17 protein-coding genes and 1 tRNA gene are annotated in these 19,621 nt (G+C 61.0%); 9 read left to right on the top strand and 9 right to left on the bottom strand.

Annotation, left to right across the window (positions count from 1 at the left end; translation table 11 throughout):
- Window positions 1–593: 593 nt before the first annotated feature.
- Together VIM95_RS06980 and VIM95_RS06975 are read right to left on the bottom strand one after the other, a co-directional pair.
- Window positions 594–3,293: a TonB-dependent receptor gene (locus tag VIM95_RS06980; RefSeq protein WP_331984308.1), complete on the bottom strand. Its 2,700-nt coding sequence runs from the start codon at window positions 3,291–3,293 to the stop codon at window positions 594–596.
- A gap of 379 nt (window positions 3,294–3,672) precedes the next feature.
- Window positions 3,673–4,692, bottom strand: coding sequence for a GGDEF domain-containing response regulator (locus tag VIM95_RS06975; RefSeq protein ID WP_331984307.1), 1,020 nt, complete (start codon window positions 4,690–4,692; stop codon window positions 3,673–3,675).
- A 119-nt stretch (window positions 4,693–4,811) separates the two neighbouring features.
- Here VIM95_RS06975 and VIM95_RS06970 point away from each other — a divergent pair, with 119 nt between their 5' ends.
- Window positions 4,812–5,162 carry a hypothetical protein gene (locus VIM95_RS06970; RefSeq protein ID WP_331984306.1) on the top strand — a complete coding sequence of 117 codons (351 nt, stop codon included), beginning with the start codon at window positions 4,812–4,814 and terminating at the stop codon, window positions 5,160–5,162.
- 37 nt (window positions 5,163–5,199) lie between these two features.
- Here VIM95_RS06970 and VIM95_RS06965 read toward each other — a convergent pair whose 3' ends face one another.
- Window positions 5,200–5,958 (bottom strand): hypothetical protein, encoded by a 759-nt coding sequence (locus tag VIM95_RS06965; RefSeq protein ID WP_331984305.1) that lies wholly within the window; start codon window positions 5,956–5,958, stop codon window positions 5,200–5,202.
- A gap of 116 nt (window positions 5,959–6,074) precedes the next feature.
- Between VIM95_RS06965 and VIM95_RS06960 the strand changes: the two genes are divergently transcribed.
- Entirely contained in the window at window positions 6,075–6,830 is a 756-nt protein-coding gene (locus tag VIM95_RS06960; protein ID WP_331984304.1) for a helix-turn-helix transcriptional regulator, read from the top strand.
- Between the two features lie 91 nt (window positions 6,831–6,921).
- On the opposite strand, the gene rpsT is transcribed toward VIM95_RS06960, so the two are convergent.
- Entirely contained in the window at window positions 6,922–7,185 is a 264-nt protein-coding gene (gene rpsT / locus VIM95_RS06955) for a 30S ribosomal protein S20 (protein ID WP_331984303.1), read from the bottom strand.
- Between the two features lie 119 nt (window positions 7,186–7,304).
- Here rpsT and murJ point away from each other — a divergent pair, with 119 nt between their 5' ends.
- From murJ to VIM95_RS06940, 3 genes are all read left to right on the top strand, one after another.
- Entirely contained in the window at window positions 7,305–8,855 is a 1,551-nt protein-coding gene (gene murJ / locus VIM95_RS06950; protein WP_331984302.1) for a murein biosynthesis integral membrane protein MurJ, read from the top strand.
- An 18-nt stretch (window positions 8,856–8,873) separates the two neighbouring features.
- Window positions 8,874–9,398, top strand: a complete 525-nt coding sequence (locus tag VIM95_RS06945; RefSeq protein ID WP_331984301.1) for an N-acetyltransferase — start codon at window positions 8,874–8,876, stop codon at window positions 9,396–9,398.
- A 166-nt stretch (window positions 9,399–9,564) separates the two neighbouring features.
- The gene (locus VIM95_RS06940) at window positions 9,565–10,761 is read left to right on the top strand and encodes a pyridoxal phosphate-dependent aminotransferase (RefSeq protein ID WP_331984300.1); all 1,197 of its coding nucleotides are present in this window, start codon (window positions 9,565–9,567) and stop codon (window positions 10,759–10,761) included.
- 116 nt (window positions 10,762–10,877) lie between these two features.
- On the opposite strand, the gene VIM95_RS06935 is transcribed toward VIM95_RS06940, so the two are convergent.
- Together VIM95_RS06935 and VIM95_RS06930 are read right to left on the bottom strand one after the other, a co-directional pair.
- Window positions 10,878–11,537, bottom strand: a complete 660-nt coding sequence (locus tag VIM95_RS06935; RefSeq protein ID WP_331984299.1) for a hypothetical protein — start codon at window positions 11,535–11,537, stop codon at window positions 10,878–10,880.
- Between the two features lie 133 nt (window positions 11,538–11,670).
- Window positions 11,671–11,746, bottom strand: a tRNA-Asn gene (locus VIM95_RS06930).
- Window positions 11,747–11,826: 80 nt separating this feature from the next.
- Between VIM95_RS06930 and VIM95_RS06925 the strand changes: the two genes are divergently transcribed.
- Window positions 11,827–13,089: an AsmA-like C-terminal region-containing protein gene (locus VIM95_RS06925; RefSeq protein ID WP_331984298.1), complete on the top strand. Its 1,263-nt coding sequence runs from the start codon at window positions 11,827–11,829 to the stop codon at window positions 13,087–13,089.
- Between the two features lie 75 nt (window positions 13,090–13,164).
- Window positions 13,165–14,184 (top strand): hypothetical protein, encoded by a 1,020-nt coding sequence (locus VIM95_RS06920; RefSeq protein WP_331984297.1) that lies wholly within the window; start codon window positions 13,165–13,167, stop codon window positions 14,182–14,184.
- Between the two features lie 61 nt (window positions 14,185–14,245).
- Here the strand turns inward: VIM95_RS06920 and dxs are convergent, their stop codons facing one another.
- The 3 genes from dxs to VIM95_RS06905 all read right to left on the bottom strand — a co-directional run bounded on the left by dxs (window position 14,246) and on the right by VIM95_RS06905 (window position 17,306).
- Window positions 14,246–16,096: a 1-deoxy-D-xylulose-5-phosphate synthase gene (gene dxs, locus VIM95_RS06915; RefSeq protein ID WP_331984296.1), complete on the bottom strand. Its 1,851-nt coding sequence runs from the start codon at window positions 16,094–16,096 to the stop codon at window positions 14,246–14,248.
- Window positions 16,097–16,158: 62 nt separating this feature from the next.
- Window positions 16,159–17,055: a farnesyl diphosphate synthase gene (locus VIM95_RS06910; protein ID WP_331984295.1), complete on the bottom strand. Its 897-nt coding sequence runs from the start codon at window positions 17,053–17,055 to the stop codon at window positions 16,159–16,161.
- Window positions 17,052–17,306 carry an exodeoxyribonuclease VII small subunit gene (locus VIM95_RS06905; protein WP_414648490.1) on the bottom strand — a complete coding sequence of 85 codons (255 nt, stop codon included), beginning with the start codon at window positions 17,304–17,306 and terminating at the stop codon, window positions 17,052–17,054. The genes VIM95_RS06910 and VIM95_RS06905 overlap by 4 nt, the downstream gene beginning before the upstream one ends.
- Window positions 17,307–17,655: 349 nt before the next feature.
- Between VIM95_RS06905 and VIM95_RS06900 the strand changes: the two genes are divergently transcribed.
- Together VIM95_RS06900 and VIM95_RS06895 are read left to right on the top strand one after the other, a co-directional pair.
- On the top strand, window positions 17,656–18,918 hold the full coding sequence (locus VIM95_RS06900; protein WP_331984294.1) for an efflux RND transporter periplasmic adaptor subunit: 1,263 nt from the start codon (window positions 17,656–17,658) through the stop codon (window positions 18,916–18,918).
- Window positions 18,915–19,619, top strand: a complete 705-nt coding sequence (locus tag VIM95_RS06895) for an ABC transporter ATP-binding protein (RefSeq protein WP_331984293.1) — start codon at window positions 18,915–18,917, stop codon at window positions 19,617–19,619. Before VIM95_RS06900 ends, VIM95_RS06895 begins: the two co-directional genes overlap by 4 nt.
- The last annotated feature ends 2 nt before the right edge of the window (window positions 19,620–19,621 follow it).

Here is a 19,621-nt window from a genome sequence, read left to right as displayed (position 1 = left end):
GTAAGCCAGTTGCTTCATTCTCATTCGAGAATCTCCCCGTTAGTGCGTCGATGGCTGGCGCTGACAGGAACGCGGTAACGAACCCGTAGCACCCAAGATTTACGCCGGTAAGGCGCGGCATACGGTCCGGAAGCACACCTGCATGACAGGCACATGTCCTTTCCGAAGTAGACTGATCGTACTTTTATAATCTGGCCCTGATCAACGAGCACTCACAAAATTACAACGATCTGTGTCTGTGTGTTGGATAGTTGATACAGATTTGGTGCTTACGTGAGGCTTACCAACCAAGCAGCGCGGTACGAACGTACAAATTGCTGGACAAGGGATGACGCTGTCGACCCATCCATGCAATACGGAATAAAAAACAATTAAATCAATGCCTTGAAATAAATCCAGTCAAGGCATTGCACTGAGATTGTCCATTTGACGCAACAGACTTATCCCTGATAGCGGTATCGCTATGCTTGGATAGCGATCTATGCATGTCGAGACTTTTATTGTTGCATGTTATATATATGTCTTATACGCAACAGGTGGTAGCCATAAAAAAACCCCCAGGCAAGCCTGGGGGTTTTCGCCAGCGGCGCTGATTACTTGAACGAGTAGTTCACGCTGCCGTAGACGAAACGACCACGCGGGTCGTAGTAGGTCGGGTCGTACACCGCCTGGAAGTAGTTCGGGTTCGGAACAATGGCCGGCGGGTCGCGATCGAACAGGTTCTTCACACCCAGGGTCAGCTTCAGACCCTTGAAGCCGGTGTAGCTGCCCTGCAGGTCATAGGTGGTGAGCGACGACACTTCATGCGGGTTGCCATCGGCATCGACGTTGTCCTGGTACTTGGTCTGGAAGTTCTGCACCAGCGTGCCGTGCCAGGCGCCGCTATCGAGGTTGACCGACCAGACATGCTTCCAACGCGGGATCACGCCACTCTGGCTATTGGCGCCCAGAGCCGGGGTCAGGTAGGTGGCCACGCTGCCGGTCTTGGTGCCATCGGCAGCGGTGTAGTCGTACTTCGACATATAAGTGCCGTTCAGCGCGGTGCTAATGGTACCGAAGTCGAACTTGCCGATACGGGCCTTCAGGTCGAGGTCAAAACCGGACACATCGATCTTGGCTGCGTTGACGCTGGTCTGCAGGAAGTGGTCGATCTGGCCCGGCAGGTTCGGGTAGGCCGCGTCAGCCGGCTTACGCACCACCAGGTAGCTGTAGGACGGGTTGTTGAGGATGGTCAGCGCGTCGATGCCGCCGGTGATGGCGTCGGTCAGCTTGACGTTGAAGAAGTCCACGCCCACCGAGAAGCCGGCCGTCGGCTCGAACACGAAGCCAAACGAATTCTGCTTGGACTTCTCAGGCTTGAGGTTGGGGTTACCGCCGCTCAAGGTCTGGAACTGGGTCGAGCAGTCCTGGGCATTGTTGGTGGTCGGGCAGCGAGCCGGGTCGCTGATCACACCGGTGATCTGGGCGGTTTGTGGCGTGTACAGGTCACTCAAGGACGGCGCACGGAAGCCCTCGCCGTAAGAGGCACGCAGCACCAGCTGCTTGGTGGGCGCCCAACGGAAGCTGACCTTGGGGTTGGTGGTGTTGCCAAAGTCGCTGTAGTGGTCGCGACGGATCGCCAAGTCAGCCTCAAGACCAGTCAACAGCGGAATATTGAATTCGGCAAACAGGGCGTTGGCGGTGCGGCTCTTGTTGATGGCCGGGATGGCGCCACCGTAGCCAGAGATGTCGCCGCTCGCCAGGGCGTCGCTCGGGGTGGTGTCGAGCTTTTCCTTGCGGGCCTGGATGCCGAAGGCGCCAGCCAGTGCGCCAGCCGGCAGGTCGAACAGCTCACCGGAAACACGGGCATCGAAGTCGTCGGTGGACGACTTGGCGGAAATGGCGGTACCCACGAAGTTGGCGTCGTGGATGGCTTGCGAGACGGCGTCGCTCTGCAGGCCGGTCGCGAACGGGTTGAACTGGTCGCTGTTCAGGATGGGCAGAATCTTGGAGTAGGTCGGGTAGCCGTTCTGCAGTACTTCCTTGACCTTGCTCTCATTGTGCGAGGCAGCCACATCGTAGTCCCAGCTGCCGAGGTTGCCCTTGGCACCCAGGAGGAAGCGGGTTTGCTCGGCGGTGTCCTTGAATACGCGCAGGCCGCTGTCGAAGGCGCGATAGGTCACCGACAGCGGTTGGCCGTTCACGCCGTTCTGGGTGGCCCAGGCGGTCGGGTAGTAGGGGCTGGTCGGGCGAACCAGGATTTCGGCTACGCTGTCGCCAGTCACGCCATAGGTGAAGGCGCTGGAGATCGGTACCGGCTGTTCGGTAAAGGTGTGCTCGTTGCGCGAGTACATGCTCTCGCCATAGAGCTGGACGTTTTCGGCGATATCCCAGTTGAACTTGGCGACCAGGTCACCGCGATCCACCTTGGGCAGCAGGCCGACATAAGGGGTTGGGTCAAAACGGCACTTGTTCGAGAAGTTGGGGTCGTTGACCGAGGTACCGCCGCAATTCGGGTAGGTTGGGTTGCCGCCCAGCGACTGGAACACATTGTTGCTGTCGTAGTAGCCCAGGATATTGCCCGGTGTGGTATTGCCGCTGGTGGTATCGCCCAGGCTGTTATAGCCAGGGTGGGCGAAGTCGCGATCCTTGCCCATCAGCTGCGACTGGTGCTCGATATCGCCAGTGATGAGGATGTTGAACTTGTCTTCGCCAAGGTTACCGAAGCCTGCCACGAAGCTGCCGCGGGAGATCTCACCGCCGCCTTGGGTGGCAGCACCGTAGTAGCCCGTCGCCTCAAAGCCCTGGTAGTCCTTGCGCAGGATAAAGTTGATCACGCCGGCAACGGCGTCGGAACCGTATACCGCGGAAGCGCCATCCTTCAGCACTTCCACGCGTTCGATGGCAGCCATGGGAATGCTGTTGATATCGACGGTAGCGCCATTGGTGGCGAAGTTGGCCAGGCGGCGGCCGTTGACCAGAACCAGGGTACGGGTATCGCCCAGCCCCCGCAGCGAGGCGCTGGCCTGACCGAAACTGGAAACGCTGAAGGCCGACGAGGTCGACACGGCACCGCCGGTATTGGCGGCAGCAATGGTCGATACCAGCTGTTCGGTCGAGGTGGCACCGCTACGCTGAATTTCATCGCGAGTAATGGTGGTTACCGGCAGCGCACCTTCCTTGGCAATGCGCTTGATGCTGGTACCGGTGACTTCGATCTTTTCGACCTTGGCCGGTGCATCATCTGCGTGTACCTGCACCATGCCGGCAATCCCCATCAGGCTGATTGCATAGGCCAATTGCTTCATTTTCATCAGGGAAATCTCCAAGTTGAACTTCAACGAAAGATATTGGAAACCGCCTGGCACTCAATCCAATATCCAACACCCGCCTCACGTCGCGGCGACAGGGCCCTGATAGGCAGGACCAAGGCACGGCGCCATAGGGACGGGGTTTCCAAGCTTGGGAAAATCCTACTGATGTAATTGAATAGCAATCAACGACAGTACATTTTTTTACAATACCGCCACAACTGACATCGGAATATATTGGTTTAATCGCACAGCATATTTTTACATTTATTTAATAATTATTAAATTCACCAGAATAATATTCTAGATTATATATTCAAATAAATGTCAATAAAGGAAAACCGCCCCATCGGGGCGGTTTTCGGTGGGTCTGCCGACGAAATCAACTGCGCTGCTGAAGCTGCAATAGCGGGGCCAGTTTGTCCAGCAGCATCGACAAGCGCGGCAACACCGTCTCCACCTCGCCTCGAGCCAGTTGCTCCAGCGCGCTATCGATACTGTAGGCACGTTCCAATCTGTGCCGGGCATGTTCAAGCAGATCGGCGAATTCGGATACGCCGTCGACCTGAGCGTTGGCCATACCGATATTGGCCGCAATACGGATCTGACTGCCCTTGAAGTTGACCTTGGCGGCAGCGATGGTCTCGCGCAAGCGCTCGGCGTAGACACGGCTGCCCTCCAGGTCGGCGTAGAGCATGACGCAGAAGCGCGGGCCATCGAGCCGGGCCAGCGTCTCCTCCTTGCGCAACCGGCCACCGACGAGTTTGGCAACCAGGCCGATCAGTTGTTCTGCCACGGTATCGCCCAGCTCTCGGCGCAGGCTTTCGAAGCGGTCGATCTCAAACAGCACCAAGGTGGTGTCGCCACCGTAACGGGCAGCATGCGCCAGCGCCTTCTCTCCCTCGATCTGCAGCAGGTGCTCGCTGGCAAGGCCGGTCTGGGCATCCGTCGTGCTGGTCTGTGCCTGCACCACTTCGCTGTGGCGCAACTCACGCTCGGTACGGGCCAACTTCACCGCCGCCGACACCCGCGCCAGCATCTCGGCACGGTCGGTCGACTTGGTAACGAAGTCATTGGCACCACGCTCCACCGCCTGTTGCTTGGTTTCGTGGTCTTCTTCGCCCGAGATGATGATGACCGGGGTGTGCTTGATGCGCGGATCAGCCGCTTTGCGCACCCGCGCCAAGAGGCCAAAACCATCGAGCTTGGGCATGCTGAGGTCGCTCATCAGCACCAGGATGGTGGGATCGGATTCCAGCCGCGCCCAGCCCGCCTCGCCGTCCGCTTCTTCGACGATATCGAACTGGGTGGAAAGGTGCTTCTTGACCGTTGCACGAACGATGCGGGAGTCATCCACCACCAGGATGCGGGGCAGGTCGTTGGCTTGCTCGGTTTGACTCATGGTTGTGATGACCTAGATTGAACACCCACTCTATAGCACAGCAACCGTGAACACTTGCATTGCGGCGCTGCGAGGGTTTTGTTAAAAAACAAGCTGTTCCGGGTAATGACGAGCCCATCATGGCAGCCCCTCATCATGTACATCTTTCGGTGTTTCCGCTTGGTTCCAGCGAACCGGCACGGGTACAGGCCGCCATCCGGACCGCCTGGGCAAGCCCATCCTGGGTCGCCAGCCGGGAAGTCCACGGCGCCTGGTTCTTCCAGGCCGTCACCGAGGCAGTCCTGCCTGAAGGCCTCAACGAAGCCGCCTTTGCCGAACGCCTATCCATCGCCATCTGGCGGGCGCTGGGCCGCTACGTGCGCGTGGCCGTAGACACCAGTGCGACAGAGTCCGATACATCTTGCCACCACGAACTGGGACGAACCAGCTATCTCAGACTGATGCGAACCGCGCAGGGCACGCCCGAATAAGCCGCAACAGCCTATGATATTGCCATATCCCGCTGCCTTATGCCTGCCTTGATGCGAGGCGCTTCGCGCTTTCCAGCTCGGTGAGCCGTGGGCACAACAGCCACGCGGCAAGGCCCGCCAACAGATGCTTGAGCGTATGGCCACTAAGGCAGCTCAATTGCAGCAACAGCCATCCATCCGCCAGTTCGCACAACTTCGCAGCGACGTAGAGCAACATAGCCAAGCCCACGCGGTACCGCCTGGCGGCATCTTCTGCCGTCAACCACTGCAAGAGCGGCAACAGCAGCAAGGGCAACAGTTGCATTAGCAGATAGGGGCGCAAGTCACCTTGTCCCAGTCCCGCCGTGTACTGCCACCAAGCCACGCTGAACAGTGCCAGGCCCACCCAAACGGCTGTTTGCCCAACCCGACCACGCCAGCGCAGGGGCCAATGCGCCGTCAGGAGGCCCGCACAGGCAAGCGCAATCGGCAGCCTATCCCGGACGATGCGCGCGTCATCCGGTGCCAGGTGGTAGTAACCAGAGCCGATACTCGTTAGCGCCAGTGCCAGGTAAAACAGTCCATAGCCCGATCTACCCGGCCATGCCGGCAGCGCCTGCAGGCGCCGCAAGCCATGCAAGCCCACCAGCAGAAAAACCAGGTTGGACAGCACATCGGCCGCATGCGGCAGCCCCAGCCAGCTGCGCTGGTCGGCGAAGGCGTGATAATCGGCCGGCTGGGTGATGGGGCCGTACAGCCATAGCAGCACGACGAGCCCCAGAACCAGCATAAGCGGTGCGCTCTGTATGCGGGACATGGCTTCTCTCCTCTTGGGATGGCCCGCACTATGCACCGCACAGCTCAAAACCTGCGGCTTGTTCAGCCCCAATGCAATCTCTAGTATGCCGGGTATCGAAATCCGATACCGTCATCATGTCCCAGACCGCACAATTGATTGCCGCACTCAAGCGCCTCTTGAAGGCCCGCGGGCTGACCTACGCCCAGGTAGGCGATCATCTGTCGCTGAGTGAAGCCAGTGTAAAGCGGCAGTTTTCGCAACAGAGCTTCAGCCTGCAAACGCTGGAAGCGATCTGCGAGCTGCTGCAGCTGGAGTTTGGTGAATTGGTGCGGGAGGCCGAACAGGGCAGAAGCAGGCTAAGCACCTTGAGCCGGGAACAGGAGGCCGAGCTGGTGGCCCGCCCTCGCCGGCTGTTGGTGGCGGTATGCGTGCTCAATCACTGGAGCATGGCGCAGATCGTGGCGACCTACAGCCTCAACGAAGCGGAATGCGTACAAGAGCTCTTGCAGCTCGACCGGTTGGGCCTGATCAGCCTGCTGCCGGAAAACAGGGTCAAGCTGAAAGTGGCGCGGGATTTTGCCTGGCTACCCGATGGGCCGATACGCTGTTTCTTCCGTGAGCGGGTACAGACCGAGTTCCTCGGTGGCAGCTTTGAGCAGCCGGGCAGCGTATTGCGCTTTCAACACGCCATGCTGAGCCCGGCCGCCAACGCCCGCTTCCAGCAACGGCTGCAGCGGCTACTGCAGGAATTCGCCGAGTTGCACCAGGACTGCGTGGACCATCCACCCTCGGAGCGCTACGGCACCAGTCTCCTGCTGGCGATGCGGCCTTGGGAGCCCGCTGCATTTGAAGCCTTGCGACGCGTACCGGATGAGCGCGCTTTTGGGTAGCTCCACAGAGTAAAGGCAATAAAAAACCCGCTCCGAGGAGCGGGTTTTTGCGACAAGCGATGCTGGCCAGCAAATCGTGTCGGGGTACTACTTAGGCCATTGCCTTGATGGCGGCGGCCAGGCGGCTCTTGTGACGAGCTGCCTTGTTCTTGTGGTAGGCACCCTTGTCGGCCAGACGGTCGATGGCGCTGACCGAGGTCTTGAAGGTTTCGGCGGCGGCGGCCTTGTCGCCAGCTTCGATGGCCTTCAGCACTTTCTTAACTGCAGTGCGGAATTCCGAGCGTTGGCTCTGGTTGTGAAGGCGCGCCTTGGCGGCCTGACGGGCACGCTTGCGGGCTTGTGCGCTGTTTGCCATTTAAATCAACTCCTTAAACCGGTAAAAGGACTATCGCGAAACCGCGCATTATGCCCAAGCTCTGCCATCCTGGCAATCATCGCGTACACTGGCGCGATTTTGTCAACTGATCCACCCCCATGAACCTGCTGAAAACCCTTGCCCGAACCAGCAGTATGACCATGCTATCGCGCATACTCGGCATGCTGCGCGAGGTGATGAACGCCTATCAGTTTGGCGGCGGCACGGCCATGGATGCCTTCAATGTAGCCTTCCGGCTGCCCAATATGTTCCGCCGCATCTTTGCCGAGGGTGCGTTTTCGCAGGCCTTCGTACCCATCCTGGCCGAGTACAAGACCCAGCGCGGCGAGGACGAAACCCGCCGCTTCGTGGCCGACGTGGCCGGGGTACTCAGCTTGGTACTGGTACTGTTCACCGTGATTTCGGTCGTAGCAGCGCCGCTCTATGCCACGCTCCTGGCCGCCGGCTACAGCAAGGATGCGGACAAGTTTGCCCTGACCATCTCGCTGACGCGCATCACCTTTCCCTACATCCTCCTGATTTCGCTGTCCTCGCTGGTGGGCAGCATACTCAATACCTGGAACCGCTTCTCGGTACCGGCCTTCACCCCTACCCTGCTCAATATCTCCATGATAGGACTGGGTCTTGGCCTATCGCCGTACTGCTCGCAACCCATCTACGCCCTGGCCATATCGGTTGTCGTCGGCGGGGTGGCACAACTGGCCTTCCAGCTCCCCTTTCTGGCCAAGATCGGCATGCTGGCCTGGCCCAGGCTGAATTTCCGCGACACCGGCGTGCTGCGAGTGCTCAAGCAGATGGGGCCGGCCATGTTCGGCGTGTCAGTGGCGCAATTGAGCCTGGTGATCAATTCCCAATTCGCCTCCTGGCTGCAAGAGGGTAGCGTCTCCTCGCTCAACTATGCCGACCGGCTGATGGAACTGCCCAGCGGCGTACTAGGGGTGGCGCTGGGCACCATCCTCCTGCCCAGCTTGGCCCGGCTACGCGCCGCGGGTGCCGAGGAAGAATACTCCGCCATGCTCGATTGGGGCCTGCGCCTGTGTTGGTTGCTGGCGCTGCCGGCCACCATCGCCCTGGCCGTGATCGCCGAACCCCTGGTGGCCACGCTGTACGAGCGGGGCCAGTTCAATCTGCACAATGCCCTGATGACCACCCAGGCTTTGCAGGCCTATGCCGTGGGGCTGATGGCCCTCATCTCGGTGAAGATATTGGCGCCAGCCTTCTACGCCCAGCAGGACATCAAGACCCCGGTCAAGGTCGGCATCATCGCATTGGTCGTGACCCAGCTCTTCAACCTGATCCTGATCGGCAGCCTCAAGCATCTGGGCTTGGCACATGCCGGCCTCGCGCTGTCGATCAGCCTGGGCGGCTGCGTCAACGCTTGGCTGCTGCTGCGTATACTCAAGCGCCGGGGCATCTACCGGCCCATCTCCGGCTGGTCGACCTTTCTGCTCAAGCTTATTTTGGCCGTGGGCCTGATGGCCACCAGTTGCTGGTTCCTGCAGCAGGCATTGGGTGCCTGGCACGGCATCCCTACCCTGCATAAGATCGGCAAGCTGTCGCTGCTGGTCAGCACAGGGGTGCTGGTGTATTTCGGTATGCTGGCAGCACTGGGCTTTCGTCCACGCGACTTCCGCCGCAGCGCAGCCTGATCCAAACGGAGCCCAGCCATGGCCAGCCAGACCCTGCTTATTCGCCCTGCCAGCCTTGACGACATCCCGGCCATTGCCGCGCTGGCTCACCGCATCTGGCATGCGCACTACCCCAGCATCATCAGCGTCGCACAGATCGACTATATGCTGGGTCAGCGCTACCACGATGCCGCCCTGCGCGAGCAGATCGCTGGCGAAGGCCAATGGCTGGACCTGGCGCTGCTGGACGGGCTGGCCGTGGGTTTCGCCCAGTATCTGCAGCACGCTCCCGACACCATCAAACTCGACAAGCTCTACCTCGATACCACCTTGCACGGCCAGGGCCTGGGCAGCCGCCTGCTGGCACACGTAGAAGCGCGCGCCCGCGAGCTGGGTGCCAGCAACCTGACCCTGGCAGTCAACAAGCACAATGAGAAAGCCATCGCCACCTATCGTCGCAACGGCTTTACGGTGACCGACAGCGTGCAGGTGGACATCGGCCAAGGCTACATCATGGACGACTATGTGATGAGCAAGTCGCTTGGCGATACGCCATTGACGTAAACGTCAAATTCATTTCTTATCAATCGCTTAGCGCAGCAAGGCCACGTAAAAATCCACCAAGTCGACGGTGGCGACCCGGATTGCACAGGTATAATGGCTGCCCAATTCATCGGTCGCCGGCCGCACTCATACCGGCGACGCCCGTCGTCACCAGGAAGGACAGTCCGTGGAACTCTCGCATCGCGTTCAAGCCATCAAGGAATCGCCCACCCTCGCCATCACTGCCAAGGCCCAGAAGCTGAAGGCTGACGGCCGTGACGTGGTGGCGCTCGCCGCCGGCGAGCCGGATTTCGATACACCGGATCACATCAAGGCCGCTGCCATCGAGGCAATCCAAAAGGGCTTCACCAAGTACACCCCGGTGTCTGGCACGCCTGGCCTGAAGAACGCGATCATCGCCAAGTTCAAGCGCGACCAGGGCCTCGATTACAACGCCAAGCAGATTCTGGTGAGCTGCGGCGGCAAGCAAAGCTTCTACAACCTCTGCCAGGCCTATATCAACGAGGGTGACGAGGTCATCATTCCGGCGCCGTACTGGGTCTCCTACCCCGACATGGTGATCCTGGCCCAGGGCAAGCCGGTGATCGTGGAATGCGGCATCGAGCAGGGCTACAAGCTGAGCCCCGCCCAGCTGGCCGCCGCCATCACCCCGCGTACCAAGCTGGTGGTGATCAACTCGCCGTCCAACCCGACTGGCGCGGTCTACACCCTGGATGAACTCAAGGCGCTGGGCGAAGTGCTGAAGCAGCACCCCAAGGTATTGATCGCCTCGGACGATATGTACGAGCACGTGATGCTGGGCAACACCACCTTCGCCAACATCCTCAATGCCTGCCCTGATCTCTACCCGCAGACCATCCTGCTGAACGGTGTATCCAAGGCCTACTCCATGACTGGCTGGCGCATCGGCTACGCGGCAGGCCCGGAGTGGCTCATCAAGGCCATGGAGAACATCCAGTCGCAATCGACCTCCAACCCGACCTCGATCTCGCAGGTCGCCGCCGAGGCCGCACTGAATAGCCCGCAAGCCGAGTGCTTCGCCCCCATGCTGAAGGCCTTCAACGAGCGCCATGAGTTTGTAGTCGGCAAGTTCAACAGCATCCGTGGCCTGAAGTGCCTGACCGCTGGCGGCGCCTTCTACGCCTTCGTAGACGCCCGTGTTGCGATCCAGAACCTGTATGCCGAGGGCAAGATCGCCGCTCCGACCGACCTGGCGCTGGGCAGCTATCTGCTGGAAGCCCAGGACGTAGCCGTGGTACCGGGCTCGGCCTTCGGCGCCGAGGGCTACTTCCGCATCAGCTTTGCCACCAGCATGGGCAACCTCGAGAAGGCCCTGGCCCGCATCGAAGCTGCGCTGAACTAAGCGCCACCGGACCAAGAAACGCCGCCCTGTGCGGCGTTTTTTTATTGCCTTGCTGCTTTGCCCGCCAAACGACAGACAATAAAAAACCCGCCCATGGCGGGTTCTTTCAGGGTGGCTTACTTGTGCCCCGGCTTGGCCTCGGGCGCTTTGGTCTCTGCAGGCTTGCTCTCTGCGGCCTTGGCTGCCTCGGCCTTCTTGTCGCTGTAGCCGCCCGGCTTGCTGTTCATCGCGTCGATGGCACCGCGCAGATTGAGGCACTTCACATCGTCCTTGCTCTTGACGGTATCGCCCTTCAGCTCGCACTCGTTATTGCCAAACTTCAGCATGGCCCCCTTGACCGCCTGGGCCACCTTGGGGCTAGCGCCACCTGCTTGGATGCTGGTGCGTATTTCCTGCAAGACCTTATCCATGGTTTCGCGCTCAATGCGAGCCCGCTCCAAGTCTTCCTTGAGCTGGGTCAGGTCCTTGGCCTGCATGGCAGACTGGTCCTTGGCTGCCTCCAGCTCATGCTCCAGCTCTGCCTTTTCCTTACTCAGTTTGGCCTGTGCCAGCTTGGCATTCTTGGCAATGGCGATCAGATTTTGTTCGGCCTGCTGGTTGCGCTTGGTCGCAAGCGCGATGCCGCCGATAAAACCGCCCACCACACCGGCGATCAAGAGCAGGATCAACAACAGAACCAGCACGGCCGACACTCCACCGCCCACACCGCCACGTACGGCTAGGACAATGCGCTTCATCAAAGGGAGTTTGGCGGCTTGTTCATTTGACGTTGTCATGCGATCCTCTCGGCTTTGAAGTTGGACACTGCTTTGGTTCTAGCCGTTTTAACGATTGCTGCGCGGTGCGTCAAACAGGACGCAGAAAAACAAAAACCGCGCTATCTTTCGATAGCGCGGTTTTTTGAAATCTTGGCTCCTCGACCTGGGCTCGAACCAGGGACCTACGGATTAACAGTCCGGCGCTCTACCGACTGAGCTATCGAGGAACTAAAGAAGCTGCTATGATAAAAGGCTGCCCTAAGCGTGTCAACACCCGTTTCTCATTTACCCTGATATAAGAGGCCGCATGTCAGCCCTCAAGAAACTGTTGATCGTCGTTGCCATCCTGGTGACCATCGTTGCCGCCATCCCTTTGGTGTTGCCCTACGAGAATTACAAGGCCGATATTGAAAAGGCCGTCTCAGCCCGGCTCGACACCGAAGTCAAAATCTCCAGCATCCATTTCAGCTATACCCCCAAGCCCCAACTGGTGCTGGAAAAGGTTAGCTTTGGTAAAGCCGACGAAGGTATGGTCAGCCGCGTCATCGTGCCGGTCACCCTGAAAAATCTGGTCAATATCCGCAAGGAGCTGGCCGACGTGGCCCTGGAACAGGGTACGCTCAAGCAGGAATTCGCCCGCTCCCTGCCCGGCCGGCTCAAGCCCGACGCCAGTGGCAAAGACATCTACTTCGCTGCGCTGCGCTTGAGCGACTTCTCCGTCCTACTCGACAAGGACAGCATCGGCCCATTCTCCGGCACACTGCGCTTCAACCCGGACGGCACCTTCAAGGTGGTAACGCTGACCGACAAAGATGGCCGCGCCAATCTGACCATCAAGCCTACTGGCGAGAAGTTCGCACTGGATTTCGATGCCAAGAACTGGGTGCTGCCCGGTGGCAACTACCCTGATGCCCGTTTTGACCAACTGGTATTGCGCGGTAGCGCAGACAAGGATGGCTTCGTTGTGGACGACGTGAACGGCTTGATCTTTGGCTCGGCTGCCGTCGGCCAGGCCAAGCTGAGCTGGAATGAAGGCTGGAAGCTCAGTGGCAGCCTGCAGACAAAGAGCATGCAGGCCGAACCGCTGATTTCGCTGGTCAGCTCCAACACTCGCGCCACTGGCCGGATGGCGGCATCGACCGACTTCGAATTCGTGGGCGATAGCTTCGAGACGCTCTTCAAACAGCCGCGCATCACCATGAACTTCACCGTCACCGACGGCAATCTGCACAACCTTGATCTGATCGCCCCGCTCAAATCACCCAATCCCACGGTACTGCGCCGCGGGGGACAGACCCGCTTTGATACCCTGCGCGGCGATATGTCCATCGAGAATGGTGTTACCACCTTGCGTAACCTGAACCTCGACTCCGGTAAATTTACCGCCGCTGGCGGCATGGCCATCAGCGCCGACAAGAAATTGAGCGGCAAGGTCAGCGCCAAGCTGTCTGCAGGCGCTGCCACCTTCAGCGCCCCGCTGACCTTCGGCGGTACGCTGGATGCTCCGGAGCTTCGTTCCAGCGGTACCTACAAACCAGGTAGCGACGACGCCTCAACCCGGATATTCTGATCACCTTGGTGGTAGATTGATCCATCGGCAACGCCGGCCCCAGGGCCGGCGTTGCCGCTTTCAGGAAGGACAAAGATGAGTTGGCAAGCATTCCTTGGCACCCAGGGTGCTCAGGCAGATGAGCAAGGTATCGCCCGCTTTACCGCACCGGCCGGGGTTGCCGCACTTGAGACCAGCAGCACTCTGGTACCACTGGGTGACTATGGCCTGATCCGCTTCAGTGGCGAGGAGACCGTACCCTTCCTGCACGGGCAACTCTCCAGCGACCTCAAGAACCTGCCTAGCGATGGCATACAGTATGCGAGCTACTCCACGCCCAAGGGGCGCATGCTGACCACCCTGCTGCTGCTGCGGGAGCGGGAGGACCTGCTCCTGATGCTGCCGCGCAACCTGCTGGCCGCGATCCAGAAACGGTTGTCCATGTATGTGCTGCGAAGCAAAACCAAAGCCAGCGACGCCACGGCCGAACGGGTACTGCTGGGCCTGGCCGGCCCGCAGGCACTGGCGCAGGCCAAGCAGGTCTTTGGTGCAGTGCCACAGGCCGCCATGCAGAGCGTGGCCATCGAAGGTGGCCAACTGCATAGGCTGGGTGGCGATCGTTTGCTGCTGGTGCTGGATGAAGCCGCTGCCGAGACCATCTGGAGCAAGCTGCTCGCCGCAGGCGCCGTAGCAGGTAGCGATGCGGCCTGGATGCTGTCGGACATCCGAGCCGGCATCCTATGGGTGCAGACAGAGACGCAGGAAGAGTTCGTCGCGCAGATGGCCAATATGGAGCTGATCGGCGCGGTCAGCTTCAAGAAGGGCTGCTACCCCGGCCAGGAGATCGTGGCCCGCACCCAGTACCTGGGCAAACTCAAACGCCGCACCTTCCGCCTCACCTCTGACCAGCCCTTGCAGGCAGGCCAATCGGTCTACAGCCCTGAGATGAATGGCCAGGCCTCGGGCCTGATCGCCCAGGCCGCACCGCTGGCCGACGGTAGTTGGGAGGCGCTGGCGGTCGTGCAGCTGAGCAGCCTGCCGCATGGCCTGCACCTGCAGGATGCAAGCGGGCCGCAGTTGGCTGTGAAAGACCTGCCCTACGCTGTGCACGAGTAAGCAGCCGACGCAAAAAAGCCCGCCTATATGGCGGGCTTTTTCATGGGCCGACCGTCGCCAATCAGGCGGCCAGGGCCTTGCGTATGCTGGCCTCGATGCCGGCCGCATCCAGGCCGCACTCAGCCAGCTGGATGGCCGGATCGCCATGATCCACATAGCGGTCGGGCAGACCCAGCTGCACGACCCGCTTGGCCAGCCCCATCGCAGCCAGGGCCTCCAGCACGGCGGAACCCGCACCACCCATGACCACGTTCTCCTCCACGGTCACGAGGACATCGTGCTGCTCGGCCAGTTGGCGCACCAGCTCAACATCCAGTGGCTTGACCCAGCGCATATTGGCCACCGTGGCATCCAGTGCCTCTGCTGCCTTGAGCGAGGGGGCTACCATGGTGCCGAAGGCCAGGATGGCGACCTTGCTGCCGCCTTGCCGGCGTACCTCGCCCTTGCCGACCGGCAAGGCGGTGAACGCCTTGGCGATCTCAACACCTGGACCGGTACCACGCGGGTAACGCACAGCGGTGGGCTGGTCCATCTGGAAGGCGGTGTAGAGCATCTGCCGGCACTCGTTTTCGTCGCTCGGACATAGCACCGCCATATTGGGTATGCAGCGCAGGAAGCTGATATCGAAGCTGCCGGCATGGGTGGGGCCGTCGGCACCGACCTGACCGGCGCGGTCGATGGCGAACACCACCGGCAGGTTCTGCAATGCGACGTCGTGGATCAGCTGGTCGTAAGCCCGCTGCAGAAAGGTCGAATAGATGGCCACCACCGGCTTGATGCCCTCGCAAGCGAGGCCGGCCGCAAAGGTGACGGCGTGCTGCTCCGCGATGCCAACGTCGTAGTAGCGATCCGGGAAGCGCTGCTCGAACTGCACCATGCCAGAACCTTCACGCATTGCCGGGGTGATACCGACGAGGCGCGGATCCTGCGCGGCCATATCGCACAGCCATTCGCCAAAGACATGCATATAGCTGGGCTTGGCGGCCGACTTGGCCGCCATGCCATCGGCCGGAGTAAAGGGTGTGACAGCGTGGTACTTGACCGGATCGCCCTCGGCAAGCTTGTAGCCCTGGCCCTTCTTGGTCACCACATGCAGGAACTGCGGACCGCTGAGACCCTTGATGTTCTGCAGGGTGGACACCAGCGCGTCGAGGTCGTGACCATCGATGGGGCCGACGTAGTGGAAGCCGAATTCCTCGAACAAGGTGGAAGGGGAGAACAAGCCCTTCATATGCTCTTCGCCGCGGCGTACCAATTCATGCAGCGGCGGCACGTTCTCCAGCACGCGGGCACCGGTATTGCGGAAGCCCTGGTAGAACTTACCGGACAGGAGCTTGGCGAGGTAGGCGTTGAAGGCACCGACATTGGGCGAAATGGACATCTCATTGTCGTTGAGGATCACCAGGAGATCGGTGTCCTTGTCGCCCGCATTGTTGAGCCCCTCGAAAGCCATGCCGGCGGTCATGGCACCATCGCCAATGATGGCGACACATTTGCGTGCCTCACCCAGGAGCTTGCTGGCTTCCGCCATACCGGCAGCCGCGCCGATACTGGTCGAGCTATGACCAACGGCGAAGGTGTCGTACTCGCTCTCGTCGCGCTTGGGAAAGCCCGCCAGACCGCCGTACTTGCGCATGGTCGGCATACGCTCGCGGCGACCGGTCAGCACCTTGTGCGGGTAGGTTTGATGACCTACATCCCAGACCAGCCTGTCGTGCGGGGTGTTGAACACATAGTGCAGCGCAATGGTCAGCTCCACTGCCCCGAGGTTGGAGGCAAAGTGGCCACCGGTCTGGCTTACCGATTCCAGCAGGAAGGCGCGCAGCTCTTCCGCCAGCGGCTGCAGTTCGCTCTGCTCCAGGCGCCGTAGGTCGGCCGGCAAGGGGATGGATTCGAGTAGCGGATAAGACATAGGGGGTAATCTACTTGGCAAGGCAGGCACGGCGGCCCGCCGATAAAAAGCGGTCGGTCCGGTCAGAAGGCCCGGTGCACGATGAAGTGGGCCAGCTCGCGCAGACGGGCAGCACGCTCGCCAAAGCCGGATAGACAGTCGAGCGCCTCGGCCTCGAGCTCGGCAGCCCGTTGCTTGGCTTCCTTCAGCCCCAGCAGCGAGACATAGGTCGGCTTCTCGTTGGCGGCATCCTTGCCGGCCGTCTTACCCAGGGTGGCGGTGTCGGCTTCCACGTCGAGGATATCGTCCACCACCTGGAAAGCGAGGCCGACCAGCTTGGCGAAGCGGTCCAGCTTGTCGCGTTCGGCAGTCAGCAAGGGCCGGCCGCAGTAGCTACCGAGCAGGACCGACGCACGGATCAGTGCACCGGTCTTGAGGATATGCATGTGCTCAAGTTCCGGCAGGCTAAGCGGCTTGCCGACCGAAGCCAGGTCGATGGCCTGGCCGCCCGCCATGCCTGCCGCCCCCGAGGCCGTGGCCAGGATACGGATCATGGCCAGTTGATCAGCGGGCTCATCGCACAGCGGACGGGCACTGATCACCTCGAAGGCAGCCGTCTGCAACGCGTCGCCAGCCAGGAGCGCGGTGGCTTCGTCGAACTCGATATGGACCGTGGGTTTGCCGCGGCGCAGCACGTCGTCATCCATGCAGGGCAGATCGTCATGCACCAGCGAGTAGGCATGGATCATTTCCACCGCACTGGCCGCGTACTGCAGCCGTTCAGCCGGGGCGTCCACCAGCTCACCGGTGGCGAAGACCAGCAAGGGTCGAACCCGCTTGCCGCCGCCCAGCACGGCGTAGCGCATGGCTTCGTGCAGGCGTTCCGGCAGGTGCTGTGCCGAGGGCAGCACGCCGCCCATGGCAATTTCCATTTGCTGCTGGATGGCAAAGGACCAAGTCTGGAAATCGGTATGGCTCATTCGGCATCCTCCGCCTCAAAGGGCTTGAGGCTGTCGCCATCGAGTACCCGGATCTGCTGCTCGGCCGCTGCCAGTTGCTCCTGGCAATAACGGATCAACTCGCCGCCGCGCTTATAGGCAGTCAACGAGGCCTCGAGCGGAGCGTCACCGCGCTCCATCTCGGCGATCAGCGTTTCCAATTCGGTCATGGCCGCCTCAAAACTGGCGGGCTTGTTGGGTTTCGCCATTGGCCTAGAACATGTCTGAAGAATAATCGCGCGATTTTACCCTGAGCCGGCACACCATGGCGCGGCTTTCCCTCAATGGCAGGCAGACGGCACCAAGATGCCCGGCCCAACTGCGATCCACCAGGGTCCCGGTCCCCGCCGCAGCGGATGGGACAAACATAAAAAAAGCGCGCCGGTGGTGACCGACGCGCCCTAAGTACCCAAGCGTAGGCAAACCGGCCGGGCTAGCCCGGCGGCTTCGCACTGCATCTCGTAGTGAGCTGCAGAACGACTACGGGGCGGAATGTAACACAGCCGACGGACTTTCAAACAATCGTTTGATAGGTTGTTGCATCGCCGCAAATTTTTTGGCCTGGCCCAAGAAACGTCCATATTGAAGACAAGCCACCGCCTGCTTGGAGCTGGCCATGTCGAGACCTTCCCGCCACCCACCGCCGCCATGCACATGTCCAACCCGCTCAGCAAACTGGCTATAGACCGCACCGCATCCCCGCCACCTCGCCGCCGCAAGCGGCGCTGGCTGATCATCCTTATCGTCCTGCTGGTCCTGGCCCTGTTGCTGGGCCTTAGCCGTAGCGGCCGCAGCACCGAGGTCAGCACCGCCAAGGTGGTACAGGCCTGGCCCTCGGCCGCGATCTCGCAACTCACCGCCACCGGCTATGTGGTACCGCAGAAAAAAGCCGCCATCGCCTCCAAGGCAACCGGTCGGATGGAGTGGTTGGGGGTACGCGAGGGTAGCAAGGTCAAGGAAGGCGAGGTCATCGCCCGGCTGGAGCGGGCAGAACAGGAGGCGCAACTGGCCCAGGCTGTGGCCAATGTGGAGGCGGCCAAGGCGCGGCTACGACAATCGGAAGCCGATGCCATCGAGGCTGAACGATCCTACCGCCGTAGCACCGAACTGCTGGCGCAGGGCTTTATCGCCAACTCCGCTCACGACAATGCAATCTCCCGGACCCAACAGGCCACCGCCGTAGTGGGTGCGCAGCGGGCAGCGGTAAAGCAGGCCGAAGCGGCGGTAACACAGGCCAAGGTAGCGCTCGACAACACCTATATCCGCGCGCCCTTCTCCGGTGTGGTGCTGACCAAGACGGCCAATGTGGGTGACGTGATCTCACCCTTCAATACCAGCGTGGACTCCAAAGGCGCAGTGGTCAGCATGGCCGATATGGAGACCCTGGAGGTCGAGACCGACGTGTCTGAATCCAGCCTCTTCAAAGCAAAGCAGGGCCAGGCCTGCGAGATTCAGCTCGACGCCCTGCCCGATCTACGCTTCCTGGGCACGGTCAACAGCGTCGTACCCTCGGTGGATCGCAGCAAGGCGACGGTGACCTTCAAGATCGGCTTTAGCGAACGGGACCCGCGGGTCTTGCCGGAAATGAGCGCCAAAGTGAGCTTTCTCTCCCGCCCGCTTAGCGCCAGCGAGCGCAGCCCGCGGCTGGCGGTCAGCCCCAAGGCTGTGCAGGAGGGGGCGGTATTCGTGGTACGAGAAGGCAAGGCCCACCGCACGCCGGTGCAAACCGGACAAAGCCTGGGCGAGTTGCTGGAGGTACGGCAGGGGCTCAAGCTCGATGACACGGTGGTACTTGATCCCGGCCCGCTGAAAGATGGCGCTGCAGTCGTGGAGAAAAAGCCATGAGCGGCGAAGCGGCCGCCGTCTTGCTACGCCACGTGAGCAAGCACTACCAGCGTGGCGGACAGATCGTGCCGGTCTTGAGCGATATCGATTTCGCCATCGCCCGCGGCGACTTCCTGGCGCTGATGGGCCCATCGGGCTCGGGCAAATCCACCCTGCTGAACCTGATCGCCGGCATAGATCGTCCCTCCAGTGGGCAGATCCTGGTGGCCGACGTGGACATCGCCACCCTGGACGAGCGCGAACTGGCCGACTGGCGGGCCCGCAACGTCGGCTTCATCTTCCAGTTCTACAACCTGATGCCAGTACTGGATGCGCGCGAAAACGTCGAGCTGCCCTTGATGCTGACCAGTTTGGGCCGGCGTGAGCGGCGCAGCCATGCCGAGCTGGCGCTGGAGATGGTGGGGCTGGCCGACCGCATGGACCACTACCCCAACGAGCTCTCTGGCGGGCAGCAGCAGCGGGTAGCGATCGCCCGCGCCCTGGTCAGCGACCCGACCTTGATCGTGGCCGACGAGCCCACCGGCGACCTGGACCGCAAATCGGCCGGGGAGATCCTGGATCTGCTGGAACAGCTCAACGGCGAGTTGGGCAAGACCATCGTGATGGTGACCCACGACGCTCGGGCCGCCGAGCGCGCGCATGCGATCCGCCACCTGGAAAAAGGCGAATTGTCGGCGCTGGAGCAGCGGGAGGTGGCGTAAGC

It is taken from the genome of Chitinimonas sp. (genome assembly GCF_036568685.1).
In the GTDB taxonomy this organism is placed as follows: domain Bacteria; phylum Pseudomonadota; class Gammaproteobacteria; order Burkholderiales; family Chitinimonadaceae; genus Chitinimonas.
The sequence above is the reverse complement of the archived record's forward strand: the minus strand, read 5'-3'. Positions and strand labels throughout refer to the sequence as shown.